This window comes from Nocardia sp. NPDC004711 (assembly GCF_053601595.1).
Genome location: NZ_JBSGCB010000010.1, coordinates 96,031 through 114,403 on the forward strand (window position 1 = coordinate 96,031; position 18,373 = coordinate 114,403).

The following is an 18,373-nucleotide window of genomic DNA, read 5'->3' on the forward strand; positions in this document are numbered from 1 at the left end:
CGCGGCATCGGTGGAGGCCGAAATGCGGCTGTACACCCCGCGGGCTCGGCCACCGTTCAGGGCGCGCGGTCGGCGCGCCGCGGTGGATTACACCGCGGTCGGCCGCGTCTGCGCGTCGATTCCGCCGTCGATGACGAACTGGGCGCCGTGGATGAAGCCGGCCTGCGGGCCGACCAGGTAGGCGATGAGGGAGGCGATCTCCTCGGGCTTGCCGTTGCGGCCGATGGGGGCCACGAAGTTGCGAATGGCGTCGCCGTAGCGCGGATCGTCCAGACCGGCCTGCAGCAGCGGGGTTTCGACACTGCCGGGGGCGACGGTGTTCAGTCGCACGCCGGCGGCGCCCCACTCGACGGCGCGTTCGCGCACGGCCACGGTGACGGCGTTCTTGGAGGACGCGTAGGCGTAGTGGCCCGCGAGATCCCCGGCCCGGGCGAAGGCCTCGGCCTCGGTGCCGGTGCGGATCGGATTGTCCTCCCACTTGATCTGGGTGGAGGCCACCGACGAAACCACCACAGCCGCAGGGTTTTCGCCCTTGCGCAGCGCGGGCAGCAGAGCGTCGAGCAGGGCCACGGTGGCCCGGTAGTTGATCTCCACCACCAGGTTCGGGTCGGGCACCTGCGGGCCGACACCGGCACACAGCACCACGCCGTCCAGCACTCCCCCGGATCGCTCCACGATCTCCTCGACCGCGGCCGCGCGCGCCGCGGCGTCGGTGAGGTCGACGGTGATGTCGGCGTTGCGCAGGTCGATCCCGATGATGTCGTGCCCGGCTGCGCGCAGGGCGGCGGCGGTGGCCGCGCCGATGCCCGAGCCGGAGCCGGTGATGGCGATCGTCATGACGCGATTAGAACAAGATCCAGGAATCCGGACAAGCCCACCGGGACGGGCATCTCAGCCACCGGGACGGCTACGACCGGGCGGTCTGCCGCTGCGATACGACAGGTGAGCACCTCCAGCAGCATCGGGTGCCGAGGGTGCGGATCGCTCGTTCGACTGCCTTTCCCGCGAGCCTCCCGCTAGCATCACTCACAGAACTAGAATCGGTTCTAGTTTTTTGTACTGGCTCACTGTCGAGAGGACGATCGATGCGCTTCACCTACGCGGAGGCGATGACCAACCCGGACTACTACATCCCCCTCGCGCAGGCCGCCGAGGCCGCCGGGTTCCACAGCATCACCGTGGCCGACAGCATCGCCTACCCGGCCGAGTCGGATTCCACGTACCCGTACACCGCCGACGGCAATCGCGAGTTCCTGGACGGCAAGCCGTTCATCGAGACCTTCGTGCTGTCGGCCGCCCTCGCCGCGGCCACCACCACGCTGCGCATGACCCCGTTCGTGCTCAAGCTGCCCATCCGCCCGCCGGTGCTGGTGGCCAAGCAGGCCAGTTCGCTGGCCCGCCTGAGCAACAACCGCTTCGCCCTGGGCGTGGGCATCAGCCCGTGGCCGGAGGACTTCCAGATGATGGGCGTCCCCTTCGAGAAGCGCGGTAAGCGCCTGGACGAGTGCATCGAGATCGTGCGCGGCCTGTCCACCGGGGAGTACTTCGAGTACCACGGCGAGTTCTACGACATTCCGAAGATCAAGCTCACCCCCGCCCCGACCCAGCCGCTGCCGATCCTGGTCGGCGGGCACAGCGATGCCGCGCTGCGCCGCGCGGTGCGGCTGTGCGACGGCTGGATGCACGCCGGCGGCAAGGGCGACGACCTGGACAAGTACCTGGCGCGGATCAACGAATTGCGCAGTGAGCGCGACAATCCGGGCGAGTTCGAAATCCACGCGGTCTCCCGCGACGGCTACACCACCGACGGGGTGAAGCGCCTCGAGGAGAAGGGCATCACCGATCTGATCGTCGGCTTCCGCAACTCGTACGCGATGGAGCCCGACACGGAGTCGCTGGAGGAGAAGATCGTCAAGATCAAGTGGTACGGCGAGAACGTGATCAGCAAGCTCAGCTGATCACCTCCGCCCGCCGGGGCTGATCAGGGCCGCTTGGCGTACCCCAGGTCGATCACGGCGTCGCGTTCGCTCACCAGCTCCGCGACGCTGTGGTCGATCCGGGTGCGGGCGAACTCGCCGATCTCCAGGTCCGGCACGATGGTGTACTCGCCATCGGCGCAGGTCACCGGGAACGAGCTGATCAGTCCCTCGGGCACGCCGTAGGAGCCGTCCGAGGGCACCGCCATCGAGGTCCAGTCGCCCGGCGCGGTGCCCAGCACCCAGTCGTGGATGTGGTCGATGGCGGCGCTGGCCGCGCTCGCCGCCGAGGACGCGCCGCGCGCCTTGATGATGGCGGTGCCGCGCTGCTGCACGGTCGGGATGAAGTCGCCGGTGACCCAGGCATCGTCGGCGATCAGCTCGAGCGCGCCGCGCCCGCCGACCGTGGCGTGGGCGAGGTCCGGGTACTGCGTCGCGGAGTGGTTGCCCCACACCGTGATCCGCGCGATGTCGGCGGCCGCCGCCCCGGTCTTCTTCGCCACCTGCGCGATCGCGCGATTGTGGTCGAGCCGGGTGAGCGCGGTGAACCGTCCGGCGGGCACGTCGGGCGCATTGCTCATGGCGATGAAGGCATTGGTATTGGCCGGATTCCCGACCACCAGCACCCGGATGTCCTCGGCCGCATTGGCATTGATGGCCGCGCCCTGATCGGTGAAGATCGGCCCGTTGGCCGCCAGCAGATCCGACCGTTCCATGCCCGCGGTCCGCGGCCGCGCCCCCACCAGAATCGCGATATTGGCCCCGTCGAACCCTATCCACGGGTCATCGGCGATATCGATGCCCGCCAGCAGCGGGAACGCCCCGTCCTCGAGTTCCATCGCCACGCCCTCGAGCGATCCGACGGCGGCCGGGATCTCCAGCAGCCGCAACCGCACCGGCGTCTCGGACCCCAGTAGCGCCCCCGACGCGATGCGGAAGAGCAATCCGTAGGCGATCTGCCCGGCGGCTCCGGTCACGGTGATGGTCACTGGCGCGGTGGTGCTCACGACGATCTCCTCGCGATGGCGGGTAGGTCCGTCTTCACCCTAGCCAGGCTCACTCCTCCGCGTCCCGCCCCGTGAGCAGCACGTGAGCAAACAGACACCGGCACCGGCCGGTGAATCCGGCTCGGGGATCGGCGAATTGACCGCTCAGTGGGCGAGGTCGGCGATGTCGGAGTCGCTGAGGACGACCGGGGCGACCTGGTCGCGGTCGCGGACCATGCGGACGGCCCGGTAGAGGGGCCGTTGCTCGGCAACAGCGTCGCGGGCCTCGGCGCGCAGTTGCTGGACGAGCAGTCCGGAGATGGCGAGGGCGGCCGCGAGGGGGCAACCGGCCAGGGCGTCGGCGAGTTTGCGCAGGCCCAGAATGTGGAGTTCGCGGCCGCTGCCGGAGTCGCTGTAGATGGCCAGCGGCACGACCTGGGTGTCGGCGCCCGCGGTGACGCGCAGCACGATGCGGCTGATCTTGCCCGGGTAGACCAGGAGTTCGGCGGCGGTGGCCCCGGCCAGGTCGAGGCGGCGCTCGCCGCGCCAGGTGCGGGCACGGATGACGGTGCCGGACACCGTGATTCGCCGCCGCTGCACGGCCACGGCGTAGAGGGCGGTGGGCGCGCCGAGCACGAGGCCGGTGGCGAGGGCGATCGGCCAGTGCACGAACAGCGCCATCAGCAGTCCGACCCCGATGCCGATGCCGAGCGCGGCCAGGGTGAGCCTGCGCAGGGCCGGGGCCAGCAGTTCGGGGGCGACCAGGTCGAGGCCGATTTCGCCGTCGGACCCCGGTTTCGATTCATCAGTCACAGCAGCGTATTCGTCCAAGTCTCGATGGGTCGGGCCGGCCGGCGGCACGCACCGCCCCCGCGGGACGCACCGCACGGTACCAGCAGGTCCTAACCCCATACCCCGATTTGCCCGACCCCAAGCCCCCATCGGCGCGGCGGCTGCCGGCCGGGCCGGACAGCGGCGCTGTCCGGCTCGGCCGACGGATCAGTTCCGCTCGCCCGCGAGTGCGGCCGCGACCTGGGCGACGGCCTCGTCCAGGGGGATCTCGCGCTGTTCGCCGGTGCTCAGATCCTTGAGCCCGATCTGCCCCTCGGCGACCTCGCGGTCACCGAGCACCAGGGCCAGCTGCGCGCCGGACTTGTCGGCCGCCTTCATCGCGCCCTTCATCCCGCGGCCGCCGTAGGCGAGGTCGACGCGGATACCAGCCCGGCGCAACTCGGCCGCGAGCACCACCAGGCGCTGCTTGGCCATTTCACCGAGCGGGACGCCGAACACCTGGACGCGGGGACCGTCGACGGCGGACTTGCCCTCGGCCTCGAGCGCCAGCACCGTCCGGTCGACGCCGATGCCGAAGCCGATGCCCGACAGCGGCTGCCCGCCGAGCTCGGCCATCAGCCCGTCGTAACGGCCGCCGCCGCCGATGCCGGACTGCGCGCCCAGCCCGTCGTGCACGAATTCGAAGGTGGTCTTCGTGTAGTAGTCGAGCCCGCGCACCATGCGCGGGTTGACCACGTACGGCACGCCCAGCGCGTCGAGGAGGCCGAGCACCTGCTCGAAGTGCGCCTTGGCCGACTCCGACAGGTGGTCGATCATGAGCGGCGCGTCGACGGTCATCTCCTTGACCTCGGGACGCTTGTCGTCGAGCACCCGCAGCGGGTTGATCAGCGCCCGGCGCTTGGTCTCCTCGTCCAGCGGCAGCTTGAACAGGAAGTCCTGCAACAGTTCTCGATATTGCGGCCGGCAGGTCTCGTCGCCGAGCGAGGTGATCTCGAGCCGGAAACCCTCCAGTCCGAGCCCCCGGAATCCGGCGTCGGCGATGGCGATCACCTCGGCGTCCAGCGCCGGATCGTCGACGCCGATGGCCTCCACGCCGACCTGCTGCAGCTGCCGGTAGCGGCCCTTCTGCGGGCGCTCGTACCGGAAGAACGGCCCGGCGTAGCAGAGTTTGACGGGCAGCGCCCCGCGGTCGAGGCCGTTCTCGATGACCGCCCGCATGACGCCGGCGGTGCCTTCGGGGCGCAGGGTGAAGCTCTCGCCATTGCGGTCGGCGAAGGTCCACATCTCCTTGGTGACGACGTCGGTGGATTCGCCCACACCCCGCGCGAACAGGGCGGTCTCTTCGAAGATCGGCAGCTCGACATGCCCGTATCCGGCCAATCGCGCCGTCCCCACGAGGGCGTCGCGGACGGCGACGAACTCGGCGGACGTGGGTGGCAGATAGTCGGGGACCCCCCTCGGGGCACGGAAGCTGCTGGTCTTGGTCACGATGCCCAGTTTTCACCACGCCCGTCCGCCAAGTCCAACCGGTTACCGGCCGACGGTGACGAGGGCCTGCCATATGTAGGTTTTTCTCAGCGAATGCAGGTAATGTCTGCCGCGGCCGCTGGGCTGACGGCCGCAGTCTGTACAGACATCAGATACCGACCGTTCACGGAGGGACAGTTAGTGCCGAGCAATGAACAGCGACGCGCTGCGGCGAAGCGGAAGCTGGAGCGTCAACTGGAGAATCGGGCCCAGCGGGCGCGTAAGCGCAAGCAACTCACCATCGCGGCCTCGGCCCTGGGTGTTGTGGTCGCGGTCGCGGCCGGTGTCGGCATCTACTTCCTCACCAAGGGCGATGACAACAGCACCAGCGCCAAGGCCTCGGAGACTCCGGACGCCTCGCTGACCGCCGCTCCCCCGCCGGCCGCCAAGGCCAAGCCGGCCTCGGTCAGCTGTACCTACCGTCCGTCGCAGAAGCCGGCCGACAAGCCGGTGAATCCGCCGAGCACGGCCAACATCTCCACCGCCGGTGATGTCAAGGCCACCATGGACACCAGCCAGGGTCCGATCTCCATGACCCTGACCCCGAGTGAATCCCCCTGCACGGTCAACAGTTTCGAGAGCCTGGCCAAGCAGAAGTTCTTCGACAACACCAGCTGCCATCGCATCACCACGGGCAAGGGCCTGGAGGTGCTGCAGTGCGGCGACCCGACCGGCAGCGGAATGGGCGGTCCCGGTTACGAGTTCGACAACGAGTACCCGACCGACCAGTACGACCCGAATGATCAAGCCGCCCAGTACCCGGTCGCCTACAAGCGCGGCGTGCTCGCCATGGCCAACGCCGGGCCGGGCACCAATGGCAGCCAGTTCTTCCTGGTCTACGGCGATTCCCAGCTGCCGCCGCAGTACACCATCTTCGGCACGGTCGACGACGCCGGTCTCGCCACCCTCGACAAGATCGCCAAGGCGGGTGTCCAGGGCGGTGGCCAGGACGGCAAGCCGGCCGCGGACGTGAACATCCAATCGGTCCAAATCAACTGACCAGCATGGTTTTTCGGGCCCGGCGCTTCCCGCGCCGGGCCCGATTCTTTTCCGGCGAAGGTCTCGGGAAGGTCCCGTTGAACCTCTTGCGTAAGGCTTCCCTAACCAAAGAAAATCCTGACTTTTCCACGACCTGCCGGAATTGTGCGATATATGCTGGATCGCGACGCGCGCGTACGGTGGTTTCGGAGTTTTCGCTGGTAACCTCGTAGAACGGAGTACCAAGGCGTAGTAAAGCCCACCGGGCAATCCCCACCGGGCCGCTGCGACGCCTGATGGACTCCGGGTGTCCACGTTTGCAGGCGGGATATGGCTACGCGCAACCACCGTTCGGGTGGCGATGTCCGTGACGAAGCACCACAATCATCCATAGTGATCTAACTGCAGCATCGGGGAGCAGGCAATGGCCGAGGAACTCGACGACATCGGCCGCGAAACAGCGGCGATGATGAGGCAAATGTTGCAGCTCGCGACACTTGTCGCGCTGCGCACCCGGGAACGTGGCCAGAAGGAAGCGGAAGCACGCGTCAGGGTCACCGAGGCCCGCCAGAAGGAGGGCCGCGAGCGTCGGCTGCGTGAGGCAGCGGATGCCAAGGCACGTGATCCGCGTAACCGCGAACTCTCGCGAATCTTGGAGCGCCCGACGCGTGAACGGGGCGTATCTCTCGAAAAGGATCGATTCTCCGCGCAGGCGGAGGCATCTCGGATGGCCGCGCAGCAAGCCAGCCGCGGCTCCGTGCGATACGACTCGGTGGAACGGCGAACCGCTCTGGCACAACATCTTTCGCGTATGGGCATCTCGCCCGAGCTGCAATCGGTACGGCTGCTGATGGAGGTCGGACAGGCCCAGTCGGCACAGGACGCCGTGCGGCTGCGGGAGCAGGAGGCGGCGCAGCGGCGGGTGCGGGAGCAGGAAGCGCACGAGCGGGATCGCGAACGCGCTCGCTCGCGTGAACGAGTCTGAGCAGCAATAACTTCGAACCGTGGCGGATCGCAACCCGATCCGCCACTTTCCGTTTCGGCGCCGGCACCGTACCGGCGCCCACGGTTCATCTCAGAGCGGGAACTCCCCCATCGTGGGATTGCTGAACAAGCCCTGCTGGGGGGACTTCAACGGCAGCGGCGTGAGCATGTCCTTGTGGCCGTTGCGCACACTGCAGTACTTGAACGGGCCCTTGGGATCGAACAGTTTCGCCATGTGCGGGTCGGCGTGGTCGAGGAACCAGATGCTCAGCCCGGTCTTGCCGTCGTGGCGGAAGTGTTCCCACGCCCGCCACATGGCATCCAGTCGCGCCACCGCCTCGGCGTGCTTCCACCATTCGGGGCACCACACGGTGTCGCTGATATCGGTCACCTGCCGGCGGTACACGAGGCTGAGGTAGTTCTCCACGAACTCAACCACGCTCGCGTAGACCATGGGTGTTGACTCTTCGCTCACAGCGGTCGAACCTCCTTGGGCGCCGAAACATCCGGCAGTGTCTCTTTGATCAGCGCGGGGCTGATCAGATCGGAAATCTCGGTCTTGCGCGTCGGTGACGGGTCGTGGGCTTCGATCGACCGCTCGACCGCGGCGGCGTCGGGGCCCTCCCACCACGGCACCGTGCGCAGCAGCACGGCCGGTGTGCCCGAGGCGAACAGGATGGCGCGGCCGCGCGGCAGGGTCGCCAGGGCATGGGCGTTGAAGGTCCGCGATGAGCTCAGGGAGCGCGAATAACTCTTGCCGCCCTTCGATTCCGACACCGATTGCGAGATGCTGTCGTAGTCGCCGATGGCCTCGGAGCGCTGTTGCAGGAAGGTCATGTCGTCGATGCCGCTGCCGATGACCTTGATGTTCGCGGCGCCCCAGAGCGCCTCCATGCCATCGGGTCCCCAGCAGCGCGCGCCCTGCGCCCAGGACTGCAGCACCGTCATCACCACGATGCCGCGAGAACCGAAGTGGCTGTACTGCTTCGGCAGATCCTTCCAGCGCACGACATTGGCGGCCTCGTCGAGGGCGGCCAGCAGCGGCACCGGCAGTCGCCCGCCCGGCGACCGTGACGCCTCGCGGGAGGCCACGTCGATGACCGCCGCGGTCAGGGCGCTCACCAGCGGCGCCGCCGAACCCCGGCCCTCCAGCGACAGGCAGTAGAGGGTGCCGTTGCGCTCGAGGAATTCCAGTTCGTCGAAGGGCGTCCGGCCGCCGTTGGGGATGACCCACGGCTGGATGTGCGGGAACTTCAGGCACCTGATCATCGCCTTCGCGCCACCGAAGATGCCGTCGCGCGTGCGGATGTCGAGGTTGTACTGGCCGGCGAGACCCTCGGCCATGTAGTGCTTGGAATGCGCGCGCAGGATCTCGATGGGGGTGGTGTCCATCGGGTTGTTCACCCATTCCCAGGCGCGCAGGATGTTGCTGCCCTCGAAACCCGCGGCCAGGAACAGTGCCGCGAGCAGATCCTCGGCCTCGGGGTCGAAGTACGAGTCCGCGCCCTGGCCGGCCGAGGGACTGCCCTCCGCGTCCGAGAAATGACCCGCCAGGCTGACCGCTCGCACCTCGCAGCCGGGCCGGTGCACGTCGACCCATGCCAGCGGATCCCAGTACCAGCCGGGTTCCTGCTGCGCCTGCAGGTCGTGCGAATCCGGGGCCACGCCTTGCGGATCGAAGACGAAGATCCGACTGCCCTTGCCCGCGCGCACATCCCGGGTGGCGTCGACGACGTCACGCTTGTTGGAGGTGACGACCACCGGGCCGATGGCGGCGAGCACGGCCGGGATCACCCGGGAGGTGGTCTTGCCCTGGCGCGGGCCCCAGATGTCGACCTGCAGATCCTCGTAGGAGCCGTACATCATTTCGCCGTCGGCGACCGACATGCCGATCGGGATGCCCGGAACCAGCATGTCCCCGGGCCGCATCAGCGAACCGGGAATGAGCATGTCCCCGGTGAGGTGCCGGTGCAGCGGCACGCCGATCTGGCCGGCCTTCTCGCGGACGCCGGCCAGCGTGAGCGCCTTGATGGCCCCGCCGCTGCCCATGTGATCGGCCTTGTCGTCGATCGCCAGTCGGCCCTTCTTGGCGTTCAGCTCGCGGCGGCGCCGGTACAGCACCCAGCCCAGCGTCCCCCCGAAGACGAGCACGATGATGGCGGTGGCGGCGGCCGGCCAGCGCAGCTTACCCTCGAGCAGGTCGACCACGATGGCGATCGGGTTGATCGGCACGTGCTGGCGCGGCGAGCTCAGCAGGTTGCCCAATTGCACCGCCAGCCACACGGTTCCGAAGATGTAGAAACCCGCGTAGACGAGGTGCAGGACACGATCGGGACCCGGGTCGGCCGGGTCCGCAATCGGTTTCTTCGCCATCTCTAACCTCCTGGGATGACCTGTGAGTCGTTACCGCTCAACGGAATTCGTCCAGCAACCAGCCACCGGCAGGGCCGCGCACGACGGTGGCGACGACCGTGGCCGGGGGTAGCGATTCCCGCCTGCCGTCCGGATAGACGACCGTCTGCTCGATGCCGATCTTGTACTGCTGCCGGTTCGGGTCGGCGCCGGCGGGGGCCTTCTCACCGGAGGCGAACGCGAATGCCTCGACGTGAGCGCCCGCCTTGGCCCAATCGGCCCAGCGCAGTGACGGTCTCGGGGTTTCCACGCCGGTGGACGGGTTGTCCAGTGTACGGATCAGGCTGGGTCCCAGCCATTTCCGCGCCCGGCGCAGCGCGTCACCCTCGGACTCGGTCGCCGGGTACCAGGTGTAGATCTGCTCCAGCGCGGTCACCGCGACACCGTCGGGCGTGGTCGGGTCGGGGGCCGGGGCATCCTCCAGCAACCGGGTGGTGGACGTGGGCGCTTGCCCGGCAGACGGATTCGAGCCGCCGCCGGTCGAGCTGCCGCCGCCGCATGCGGTGGCCAGCACTGCGACGCTCACTACCAGCATCACCACCCCAATCGCGGGACGCATGCCTGCGCTCGCACCGTGCACACCCGTGCTCGCGCTCACCGGCCCGCGCCGGCGGCGCAGCACCGGACCACCCTTCCAGGCTAGTCGCTGCGCGGTATATCCGGGCCATACCAGCGGGTTTCCCGAGTCGGCGTGTTCGTTCTCGCGGCAGCGGATCATGTGCCGCGCTTGGCGTCGTGGAGGGTTTCCACCAGCGTGCGATTCATCTCGGCGGCGGCCGCGAGCTGCTGCTGCAGCAGAGCCACCTTGCGGCGCAACGCGATCGCATCCATGCGTTCCAGGCCGGGGCTCTCGGCGGCACGCACCCAGTTGCGCACCGAATTGGTGTGCACGCCGATCTGTTCGGCGACCACCCGGCAGGCCTCGGATTCCGAGCGGAGTTTGCCGGTGAGGGCGATGACCTGTTCGACGGCGGCCTGCCGGACCTCCGGCGACACTCTTCGATACGACCGGTGCGGCATCATGCGGCGCTCCCCTCGTCCGAGCCGCGGCTCGCGGTGGTCTCGGTGAATTCGCTGAAACGCTGGTTGGTGTCGTGGATTCCGCTCTCTCGTTCCGAGAGCGTGAACTCCATGTGGAACGGGATGCCGGGCCGGCGGTCCTCGCCGATCTTGAGCAGGAACTTACCGGTGCCGGGCGCGGGCGGCCGCTGCTGGCCCGGTTTGAGGGCCTCACCGGTGAGCGCCTGCGGCGCGGACCAGCTGGTCACCATCTCCTCCTCGGCGGCGGTGAACGGCACGGTGGAATCCAGGCGCGCGATCTCCTCGGCCGGGAGCGCGCCGAAGATCTTGGCGCGGGCGCGTTCCAGGAAGCCGAGGGCCTTGGCGATGGCCGCGTCGGAGCCCAGGGCCTGTAGGTCCTTGATGGTGTGGCTGATCATGATGAGCGAGGTGGCGATGCCGCGCTGCAGACGGGTGAGCTCGTCGACGCGGTCGACCATGAAGTCGCCCAGGCCCAGCACCTGCCACAGCTCGTCCATCACCACCTGGAAGTAGCGCTGCGGGCCCAGATCCGCGTCGGCCAGCACGTGCGCGGCCTCGACGGAGGCGAAACCGTCGGCCCAGCAGGCCAGCATGACGGCGGCCTTGAGTTTCTTGTCGCCGTTGGGGATGTGGGAGACGTCGATGCAGACGGCGGTGGAGTTGGTGTCGATGGGAGTCGTGGTGTGGCCGTTGAAGATCGCGCCGAACGGGCCCTGGGTGAGGGCGCGCAGGGAGCGGCGCAGACCCTTGATGGCCTCCTGGTATTCGTCCGGATTGTCCGCGCCCGCATCGAGTTGCAGTTCGTCGCCGCCCGCCACGACCACATCGAGCAGGTCCTCGATGATCGGCGGGTGGTCCGGGGTGAAGCTGCTGCCCTCGCGATAGAGGATGCGCAGCGCGGTGGAGATGAGGGTCTCCTCGAAGTCGCGCACGCGCGCGCCGCGCACCAGTTCCACCAGACCGGCCACCAAAGTGACCTGGCGGGCGCGCATCTCCTGCATGACCTGGGTCTGCAGTTCGGGGAACTCACCGAGCATCGGAACGATCGAGCCCAGCACACCGGCGGCCAGCGGGTTGAGTTTGCCGTGGCCGTAACCCAGGTCGATGACCTGGCCGCCGACCAGCTCCACCAGCTTGCGGTAGTCGGGCTTGACGTCGGCCAGCACCAGCGGGGTGATGCCCTGCGCGACACCGCCCAGCACGATGCGGCGCACCAGCGAGGACTTGCCGAAACCATTGAGGCCCAGCACGAACAGGCTGGGCGCGGTGATGAAGCTGCCGCGCATGAACCAGTTCATCGGGTCGAAGCAGACCGGAGCGCCGGTGTGCAGGTGCGAGCCCAGCGGGGTGCCGATGAGCGGCGCACCCGCGCCGACCGACCACGGCCACAGGCCCGCGACCTGCGCGGTGGTGGCGCGGTACTCGACCGGGCGGCCGATCACGTTCATCCGCCCGCCGCCCGCGCCGATGTAGCCGCGATCGGTGAGTTGTGCTGTGGTGCGGTCGAATTCGTCGAAGCTGCCGTACTCCATGCGCTCGGCGCGCGCCGCGAAGTTGCGCCGGCGCAGATCGTCGGTGTGCAGGCGGAAGGTGGCCCAGGCCGCCCTGATGCCAGTGCCCTCGCGCGCGGTGACCTCGAGCTTGGCCCGCATGGTGTCGTCGAGCAGCTTGGGACCGGACTGCTTCTTCTTGGCCGCGGCCTTGCGCGCGGCGGCGCGCTTGGCGGCCGCGTCGCGCTCGGCCTGGTCGGCGACCTTGTCCCGCTTGTCCTTACGGGCGCCGCGGCCACGTTCCTCGGTGCCGGATCGCTCGGGCCGTCCGTCGCGCGCGGGCCGGTTGCGCACCGGCCGCTCCCCCGCCTCACCCTCCGGACGCGCCGCACGGGTCCGGCCGGGTGCGCCGGCCCGTCCGCCCAGATGCACCCGATCCGGGTCCGTGGACCGGCCGCGGCCCTCGGAGCCATTGCCGCGCCGGGCATCCCGCTCCGGGTCGGCACGGCGCTCACGCCCGCCGTCCGCCGCACGCCGTTCGCGCCCGGATTCACCGTCACTGCGCCGCTCACGTCCGGGTTCGCCCTCGGCACGCGGTCGTTCGCGGCGCCGTTCACCGGGCTCCCCGCGGCGCACCGCATCCCCCTCGGGTGTGGTCTCGCGACTCCGCCTGCGCTCCATGCGATCCCCCTCGGTCCGTTCCGGCCCGCGTGCCCGTGACCGAGCCTCGCCCTCGCGCACACCGCCGGACCGCGCCCCCGCGCCACTCCGGCCGGATCTCTTGTCCAGCACGTGTTCCGACCGCTCGGTCCCACCGGGACGCCCGGCCGATCCCGCCGTGGGCTCCCCCAGCACATCGGCCGCGGCCCCCACTGCATCCCCCGAACCGGCTTCCGCGCGTACCGCCGGCTCTCGCCCGGTCGCCAGGACCTCGGCGGCGACACCCTGAGCCGAGCCCGATTCGCCGGTGCCACCGGTGGGTTCGAGGGCGGGCACCGCCGGAAGCCGTCGCCGGGCCGCCTTCTTGACCGGCTCCACGCTGCTGTCCGCTTCGGGAACTCCGATCGGCTCGACCACCGTCTCGCTGAGCTGCGGTGCCGGGCCGACCTCGACCGGCTCCCGGCTCGTGATCTCCGCGTGCGTCTCGGCCCGCTCGGGCGCGGCCTCGGGCATCGGAACCGAGGCGCCGCACTCCTCCACCGGCCGCGCACCGACCGGCGGTTCCGGCAGCGCTATCGCCTCCGGATCATGCTGGGGCGCAGCGGGATCCGTGATTATCTCCGGCTCGGCGCGCACCGCTCCACCCTCGTGCTCGCTCACAACCTCGGCCGGCCGATCCTGGTCGGGCGGCTCGATGGGGTCGCGGCGGAGCATGCGGCGGTCCGGGAGGGTGCCGCGCCGGGGCCGGTGCTCGTCGCGCATGACGCGGGAGGACGGGGGCGGGTACGGATCCGGCTCGGCGTAGGGGTCGACGGGAGCCGGGTCGCGGCGGGAGCCGCGCCGGGTGGGCGGCGCGGCGTCGCGTTCGCGGACCGAGGGGTCGAAGTCACGTGGCATGGGTTACCCCGCAAGCGCTTTCGGAATGGTGGCGTGTTCGGGGAGGATCACCCCGCAGCCGAGCGAAGCCGCGAACGCCGCCGCCTGGTAGCGGTAGCAGCGGCGGATCTTGAGGCGGGCCTGGGTCGACAGGTCGCGGGTGATGGCCTCGATGCGCGGCAGGTCGCCGCGCAGGGGTTCGGTAATGGTGACCAGGGCGCCGAAGCGGGTGACGCCGTGCCCGCGGGCCTGCTCCTCGCGGGCCTGCTGGGTGGCGCCGACGCGCAGGGTGGCGGCGGCGGACACGACGCCGCGCTCGGATTGCTGTGCCACCAGGGCGTTCTTGTAGTCGTCGTCCACGATCTGGGCGGCGTCGCCGGCCGAGTGCGGACGGTAGACGATGGTGATGCGCTTGCGCGGCACCTCCGGATTCGGCGCGAGCAGCCGCTGCAGCACCCGCTCGTCGACCGCGCCCTCGGGGGCGGTGTCCATCTCCCAGGTGACCGAGCGGCCGCCGTCGTGGATGAAGTGGTCCCAGCGCTCCTCGTGCGAGACCGGGCCCGCGTCGGCCCAATCCAGGCCGTGCCCACCGGGTTCGCCCGCGGCCACCTCGAGATCGGCCTGGGCGGCCGGGTCGTAGCTGCGGCGGATGAACGAGATGATCTCGTCGGCGGCCATGGGCTGGGCGCGAACTCCGGCCTCCGCCAGGGCCGCACAGATGCCGGGCAGGCGGCGGCCGATCTCGACCGCCTCCTCCGCCGGATTCTTGCGGCGCTCCGCGGTGGTCGCCTTGAAGGTGATGGCGACCCGGGGTAGCAGCTGCACCCGCTCCTGCGGCAGTTCGGTGGCCAGCTCGTACATGACCTGCTGCGCGAGATCGGGGGCCTCGGGCCGGGTGATGGTGGAAACCTCGGTGAGCAAACGGTTTCCGGTCTCGGGCACGGTGTCGATGACCGGGACCACGGCCACGATGTCGGAGGTCTGCCCCAGCGAGGCCAGGAACGTGCCCCAGGCGCCCACCCAGCGGTCGATGACCGGCTGGTCGACGGCCTCGTGGCCCTGCGGCCACGCGCGCAGAACCACTGTGTACTGGGCGAATTGCGGTAGGTGGATCATGCCGAAGCTGTAGCCGCCGGCGTCGATGCCCTCGTAGAGCCGTGACGGGGCCATCAGTCCGGGCAGGCGGGTGACGCCGCCCGGGATCCGGGAGAACCGCCCGCCCCGGTACACGTGCTCGCCCTTGGAACGGCCGCGCAACCAATGGAACATCATCAATCCGTTCTCGTAGCCGGAGCGGCCCCCCGTCCGCCACACCAGTGGAACCATCACGACCGTGCCGATGCCCGCCACCACGGCGGCCGGTTTCGGCCCGGCCGCCAGCGCCGTCAGCAGCGCGGTGATCACGACAGCGAAACCGACCACGGTCTCACCCCAGCGCAGGCCGAAAAGGCCCGCGCTGCGGGGCTTCTGCCACAGTCCGTACGAGCGGCGCTCGTAGGTCTCGGTCATCGTCATCGCGGGATGGTGCTCCTGCCGAGGTCGGGTGAACGGTTGGCCCAGCGGTCACCGGCCAGGTCGCCCGCGGTGGACTCGGCCTTGCTCAGCGAGGCGGTCGCCGCGCGCGCCTGCGCGACCCGGTTGGCCACGCGGGACGCGCCTGACGGTACTGCGCCGCCACCGCCTTGGGCGGCAGGACTCGCGGCGGGCGCACCGCCGCCTCCACCCGCCGGGCGTGGCGTGGGTGTCGGGCGTGGCGCACCGCCGGGACCGCCGCCCCCGGGACCGGGACGGGGACGCCCGCCGCGACCGGGTCCGACGAATCCGGCGGCGCCGGGTCCGGCGGCGCCGCGCGGGGCCACCGCGCGCGAACCGACCGCACCGAGCGCGGCGATGCCGACCAGGGTGCCGGTGGTGGCGGCCAGACCCGAACCGCCGGAACCGACGATGGCGACCGCCGGGGTCACCAGGCGCATGAGCGCCGGCAGCACGAAAGCGACGGTGCACAGCAGCACGATGGCGACCAGCATGCGCTGGGCCTCGTCGGCGTCGGGCAGGTTCGCGGTGCCGGTCAGGTCGTCGGTATTGCCCGCGGTGGTGAACGCGATCATGTACACGATCGCCGCCACCGGCTTGTAGAGCATGAACGCGATGATCCAGCCCAGCAGCTTCGAGTACGAGGTGCGCCCGATCTGGGTGCCCGACGCGGCCGCGGCCAGCGGCAGCACGCCCGCGGCCACCACCAGCAGGCCCTGGCGGACGATGGCGAGCACGATCTGGGCCAGCGCCCCGAGCAGGCCGACGATCGCGATGATCAGCACCAGACCCGGCGAGAACGCCTGCAGCTTCGAGGTTTTCACCATCAGCTCGGCGAGGTCCTTGGCATTGCCGCCGGTGGAGTCGTTGATGATCCACTCGGAGAACTTGTCCGAGGCCTGGGTGGCCGCCACGATCACCGCGCCCAGCATCCAGGAACTGAACACCACGCGGGCGAACATCCAGAACGATTCCGTGGCCTCGCTGACCGCGGCTCCGCGTCTGGCCTGCGCCAGTTTCAGGCCGGAGAGGATCACCGACGCCATCAGTAACAGGATCTGGACCTGATAGGTGTAGTCGTTGATCTTCGTGAAGAGCGCACCCGCGTCACTGACGCGTTCGTTCGGGATCTTCATCCAGAAGGTCAACGCCAGGATCAGCGCCTCGCCCAGACCGTTCATCAGCGAGTCCACCACCTTGCCGAAGGTGGAGTCCCACGCCTTGTCGCGCACGGTGGCGGCGGCGTCGGTCGGGTGGGTCGCGACATTGCCCGCCTTGCACGCGGCCGAGGCCGCGTCGCCGAGCGAGATGCCGGGTACGCCCAGCCCGTCGAGGGAGTCGTGTAATTCGTTGCAGGCCTGATCGAAACCGTACGTCTGGCCGTAGGCCACCGTCGGAGTTGCGATCATGACGGTGAAGACGACCGCAAGGATCGTGACTAGCCGCCTCAGCATGTGGTCCACCTCTCGATGGGTCGCGATGCCATTTCTGTTGTTGTCACCATCGGGTCCACCCCGCAAGCGAATCGACGTATTCGGTTTGCGCGGTCTTGGAAGTCGAAGGTTTGAGCCGCCAGTCGCCGGCGTCCCAGACCATGATCAGGCGCACCGCCGCCCACAGCTGCCGGTTGTCGACCACCGGCCCGCGCGCGGCCAGCCGCACGATGGCCATGTCGTCGGCGTAGTTCTCGATCTGGAAGCCGTCGGGGGCCACCAGATAGCGAGTCACCTTCTCGGGCTGCTGTTTCGGCAGCCGTTGATCGGCCAGCGCCTGGTCGTAGGCGGTGAGCTGTTCGGCGGGCACCCGCACCTGCCGGACGTAGAGCTCCCGGTCGGCCGGGCGGGCATTGAGCCGGTAGGTGATCTGGGCCGCGGCCAGCGCCGCGCCCTGCGGGGAGTGCGAATAGCCGACGGCCAGGCCGTTTTCCAGGCGCGCCGGACCGTCGGAGGTGGAGAAGGGCACGGACGCGCCGTAGACCCGCTGCCAGCCGTGGGGATCGGTGGTCCCCAGCGGGGCGGCGGTGAGCCAGTCGGCGTCGGTGGCCTTGCGCTGCTTGGACGGATCCTGCGGCAGCGGCTGGCCGGCCGTGTTGTTGGGGACGTCGACGCGGCGGCCGAACAGATCCACCTCGGGCGAGGCGAATCCGGTGGCGCCGGAGTCGGAGGCCGCCGGGATGGTCCCGTCGGGCTTGGCGCTCGGCTTGCTGTCGCCGTGCCCGAAGTAGACCACCAGGCCGGCGATCAGGATGACCGCGACCAGGGCGGCCGAGGCGATGACGCCGAACGAGACGCGGTCACGCTCGGGCGACTCCTTCTCGCTCATCGCTTGGCCTCCGAAGTGTGTGTGCCAGTGGACAATTCAGCTGCCCGTGCCCGTCAGGTCGGCAGCAGGGCCAGCGCGATCCCGCTGGCCGAGGTCGCCATGATCGCGCCCAGCAGGCTCATCACCACCCCGTGCGTCGCGTCGTTGGCGGCCAGGTCGTCGCGGAAGGCATACCAGAGCCGGCCCGCGGCCAGGATCATCCAGGCCAGGCAGAACAGCAGCACACACCACAGCAGCCAGTCGATGAGCTGCATGATCGGCCGGATCACATCCGGCGGCATCTGCTTGTAGGCCAGCACGGTGTCCATCGCTGGCGCAACCAGCGCGGCGGACATTAGGTGATCACTGCATTCATGATCGTGCCCGCGCTCGTGGCGACGATTCCTCCGATCATGGCCCCTGCCACCATCTTCGGCGACTCCAAACCGCCTCCTGTCCATTTCTCCCAGGCGAACCGGCCACCGGCGTAGGTGATGCCCAGGATTCCCGACAACAGAACGAACCAGGTGAAATACCGAACCAGTTTCAGCAATTTGTCCGACGCGGGCGGTGCCTCGGGGGTCGGATTCCCGACCTGGGCGAGGATCTGGCCGTACGCGTCGTGTACGGCGAGGAGCATGCTCATTGTCTGTCCTTATCCAAAAGCGAACTGCTAGTAACAATCTCGCCGATGCACGGCCCGGCCGTCCAACCGGCGACGACAACTCCTTCTACTGACTGCCCTGCCACCTTCCCTGGGGACCGGGCAGGTCCCCGCAACCGGGAACTCATTCCCGCACAACACAATCCGTCGGCG

General features: G+C 69.4%; 17 protein-coding genes. 3 read left to right on the plus strand and 14 right to left on the minus strand.

All coding sequences use genetic code 11. The features are described 5' to 3' along the window. Nucleotides 1-87 precede the first annotated feature (87 nt). The gene (locus tag ACWEKS_RS12040; RefSeq protein ID WP_452340068.1) at nt 88-837 is read right to left on the minus strand and encodes an SDR family oxidoreductase; all 750 of its coding nucleotides are present in this window, start codon (nt 835-837) and stop codon (nt 88-90) included. A gap of 248 nt (nt 838-1,085) precedes the next feature. Between ACWEKS_RS12040 and ACWEKS_RS12045 the strand changes: the two genes are divergently transcribed. Beyond that, complete coding sequence (locus ACWEKS_RS12045; RefSeq protein ID WP_452340069.1) at nt 1,086-1,958, plus strand: TIGR03619 family F420-dependent LLM class oxidoreductase; 873 nt, start codon at nt 1,086-1,088, stop codon at nt 1,956-1,958. A 23-nt stretch (nt 1,959-1,981) separates the two neighbouring features. Here ACWEKS_RS12045 and ACWEKS_RS12050 read toward each other — a convergent pair whose 3' ends face one another. The 3 genes from ACWEKS_RS12050 to hisS form a co-directional block, all read right to left on the minus strand. Continuing rightward, nucleotides 1,982-2,983, minus strand: coding sequence for a malate dehydrogenase (locus ACWEKS_RS12050; protein WP_452340070.1), 1,002 nt, complete (start codon nt 2,981-2,983; stop codon nt 1,982-1,984). A gap of 144 nt (nt 2,984-3,127) precedes the next feature. Further along, the gene (locus tag ACWEKS_RS12055; protein ID WP_452340071.1) at nt 3,128-3,775 is read right to left on the minus strand and encodes a hypothetical protein; all 648 of its coding nucleotides are present in this window, start codon (nt 3,773-3,775) and stop codon (nt 3,128-3,130) included. 186 nt (nt 3,776-3,961) lie between these two features. Continuing rightward, nucleotides 3,962-5,242, minus strand: a complete 1,281-nt coding sequence (gene hisS, locus ACWEKS_RS12060; protein ID WP_452340072.1) for a histidine--tRNA ligase — start codon at nt 5,240-5,242, stop codon at nt 3,962-3,964. Between the two features lie 180 nt (nt 5,243-5,422). Between hisS and ACWEKS_RS12065 the strand changes: the two genes are divergently transcribed. Together ACWEKS_RS12065 and ACWEKS_RS12070 are read left to right on the plus strand one after the other, a co-directional pair. After that, nucleotides 5,423-6,280 carry a peptidylprolyl isomerase gene (locus tag ACWEKS_RS12065; RefSeq protein WP_364612318.1) on the plus strand — a complete coding sequence of 286 codons (858 nt, stop codon included), beginning with the start codon at nt 5,423-5,425 and terminating at the stop codon, nt 6,278-6,280. 403 nt (nt 6,281-6,683) lie between these two features. Then, complete coding sequence (locus ACWEKS_RS12070; RefSeq protein ID WP_452340073.1) at nt 6,684-7,244, plus strand: hypothetical protein; 561 nt, start codon at nt 6,684-6,686, stop codon at nt 7,242-7,244. A gap of 90 nt (nt 7,245-7,334) precedes the next feature. On the opposite strand, the gene ACWEKS_RS12075 is transcribed toward ACWEKS_RS12070, so the two are convergent. The 10 genes from ACWEKS_RS12075 to ACWEKS_RS12120 all read right to left on the minus strand — a co-directional run bounded on the left by ACWEKS_RS12075 (nt 7,335) and on the right by ACWEKS_RS12120 (nt 18,202). Continuing rightward, complete coding sequence (locus tag ACWEKS_RS12075) at nt 7,335-7,718, minus strand: DUF4913 domain-containing protein (RefSeq protein ID WP_354837280.1); 384 nt, start codon at nt 7,716-7,718, stop codon at nt 7,335-7,337. Beyond that, a complete protein-coding gene (locus tag ACWEKS_RS12080; protein ID WP_452340074.1) occupies nt 7,715-9,616 on the minus strand; it encodes a type IV secretory system conjugative DNA transfer family protein in 1,902 nt (633 codons plus the stop codon). The genes ACWEKS_RS12075 and ACWEKS_RS12080 overlap by 4 nt, the downstream gene beginning before the upstream one ends. 37 nt (nt 9,617-9,653) lie before the next feature. Then, on the minus strand, nt 9,654-10,214 hold the full coding sequence (locus ACWEKS_RS12085) for a hypothetical protein (RefSeq protein WP_452340075.1): 561 nt from the start codon (nt 10,212-10,214) through the stop codon (nt 9,654-9,656). 155 nt (nt 10,215-10,369) lie between these two features. After that, complete coding sequence (locus ACWEKS_RS12090; RefSeq protein WP_354837274.1) at nt 10,370-10,651, minus strand: transposase; 282 nt, start codon at nt 10,649-10,651, stop codon at nt 10,370-10,372. 23 nt (nt 10,652-10,674) lie between these two features. Further along, the gene (locus ACWEKS_RS12095) at nt 10,675-13,743 is read right to left on the minus strand and encodes a hypothetical protein (protein WP_452340076.1); all 3,069 of its coding nucleotides are present in this window, start codon (nt 13,741-13,743) and stop codon (nt 10,675-10,677) included. Between the two features lie 3 nt (nt 13,744-13,746). Beyond that, nucleotides 13,747-15,237: an SCO6880 family protein gene (locus ACWEKS_RS12100; RefSeq protein ID WP_354837270.1), complete on the minus strand. Its 1,491-nt coding sequence runs from the start codon at nt 15,235-15,237 to the stop codon at nt 13,747-13,749. Next, nucleotides 15,234-16,709, minus strand: a complete 1,476-nt coding sequence (locus tag ACWEKS_RS12105) for a hypothetical protein (protein WP_452340077.1) — start codon at nt 16,707-16,709, stop codon at nt 15,234-15,236. The genes ACWEKS_RS12100 and ACWEKS_RS12105 overlap by 4 nt, the downstream gene beginning before the upstream one ends. A gap of 43 nt (nt 16,710-16,752) precedes the next feature. Continuing rightward, nucleotides 16,753-17,577, minus strand: coding sequence for a hypothetical protein (locus tag ACWEKS_RS12110; protein WP_452340078.1), 825 nt, complete (start codon nt 17,575-17,577; stop codon nt 16,753-16,755). Between the two features lie 53 nt (nt 17,578-17,630). Continuing rightward, entirely contained in the window at nt 17,631-17,912 is a 282-nt protein-coding gene (locus tag ACWEKS_RS12115; protein WP_452340079.1) for a hypothetical protein, read from the minus strand. Beyond that, nucleotides 17,912-18,202 carry a hypothetical protein gene (locus ACWEKS_RS12120; RefSeq protein WP_213556317.1) on the minus strand — a complete coding sequence of 97 codons (291 nt, stop codon included), beginning with the start codon at nt 18,200-18,202 and terminating at the stop codon, nt 17,912-17,914. Before ACWEKS_RS12120 ends, ACWEKS_RS12115 begins: the two co-directional genes overlap by 1 nt. Nucleotides 18,203-18,373: the final 171 nt, after the last annotated feature.

Bases quoted from the DNA above. Each gene is read 5' to 3' on its own strand.
- ACWEKS_RS12080 (WP_452340074.1), bottom strand. From the start codon at position 9,616: ATGGCGAAGAAACCGATTGCGGACCCGGCCGACCCGGGTCCCGATCGT.
- ACWEKS_RS12100 (WP_354837270.1), bottom strand. From the start codon at position 15,237: ATGACGATGACCGAGACCTACGAGCGCCGCTCGTACGGACTGTGGCAG.
- ACWEKS_RS12110 (WP_452340078.1), bottom strand. From the start codon at position 17,577: ATGAGCGAGAAGGAGTCGCCCGAGCGTGACCGCGTCTCGTTCGGCGTC.
- ACWEKS_RS12105 (WP_452340077.1), bottom strand. From the start codon at position 16,709: ATGCTGAGGCGGCTAGTCACGATCCTTGCGGTCGTCTTCACCGTCATG.
- ACWEKS_RS12070 (WP_452340073.1), top strand. From the start codon at position 6,684: ATGGCCGAGGAACTCGACGACATCGGCCGCGAAACAGCGGCGATGATG.
- ACWEKS_RS12045 (WP_452340069.1), top strand. From the start codon at position 1,086: ATGCGCTTCACCTACGCGGAGGCGATGACCAACCCGGACTACTACATC.
- ACWEKS_RS12120 (WP_213556317.1), bottom strand. From the start codon at position 18,202: ATGAGCATGCTCCTCGCCGTACACGACGCGTACGGCCAGATCCTCGCC.
- ACWEKS_RS12095 (WP_452340076.1), bottom strand. From the start codon at position 13,743: ATGCCACGTGACTTCGACCCCTCGGTCCGCGAACGCGACGCCGCGCCG.
- ACWEKS_RS12040 (WP_452340068.1), bottom strand. From the start codon at position 837: ATGACGATCGCCATCACCGGCTCCGGCTCGGGCATCGGCGCGGCCACC.
- ACWEKS_RS12115 (WP_452340079.1), bottom strand. From the start codon at position 17,912: ATGTCCGCCGCGCTGGTTGCGCCAGCGATGGACACCGTGCTGGCCTAC.
- ACWEKS_RS12085 (WP_452340075.1), bottom strand. From the start codon at position 10,214: ATGCGTCCCGCGATTGGGGTGGTGATGCTGGTAGTGAGCGTCGCAGTG.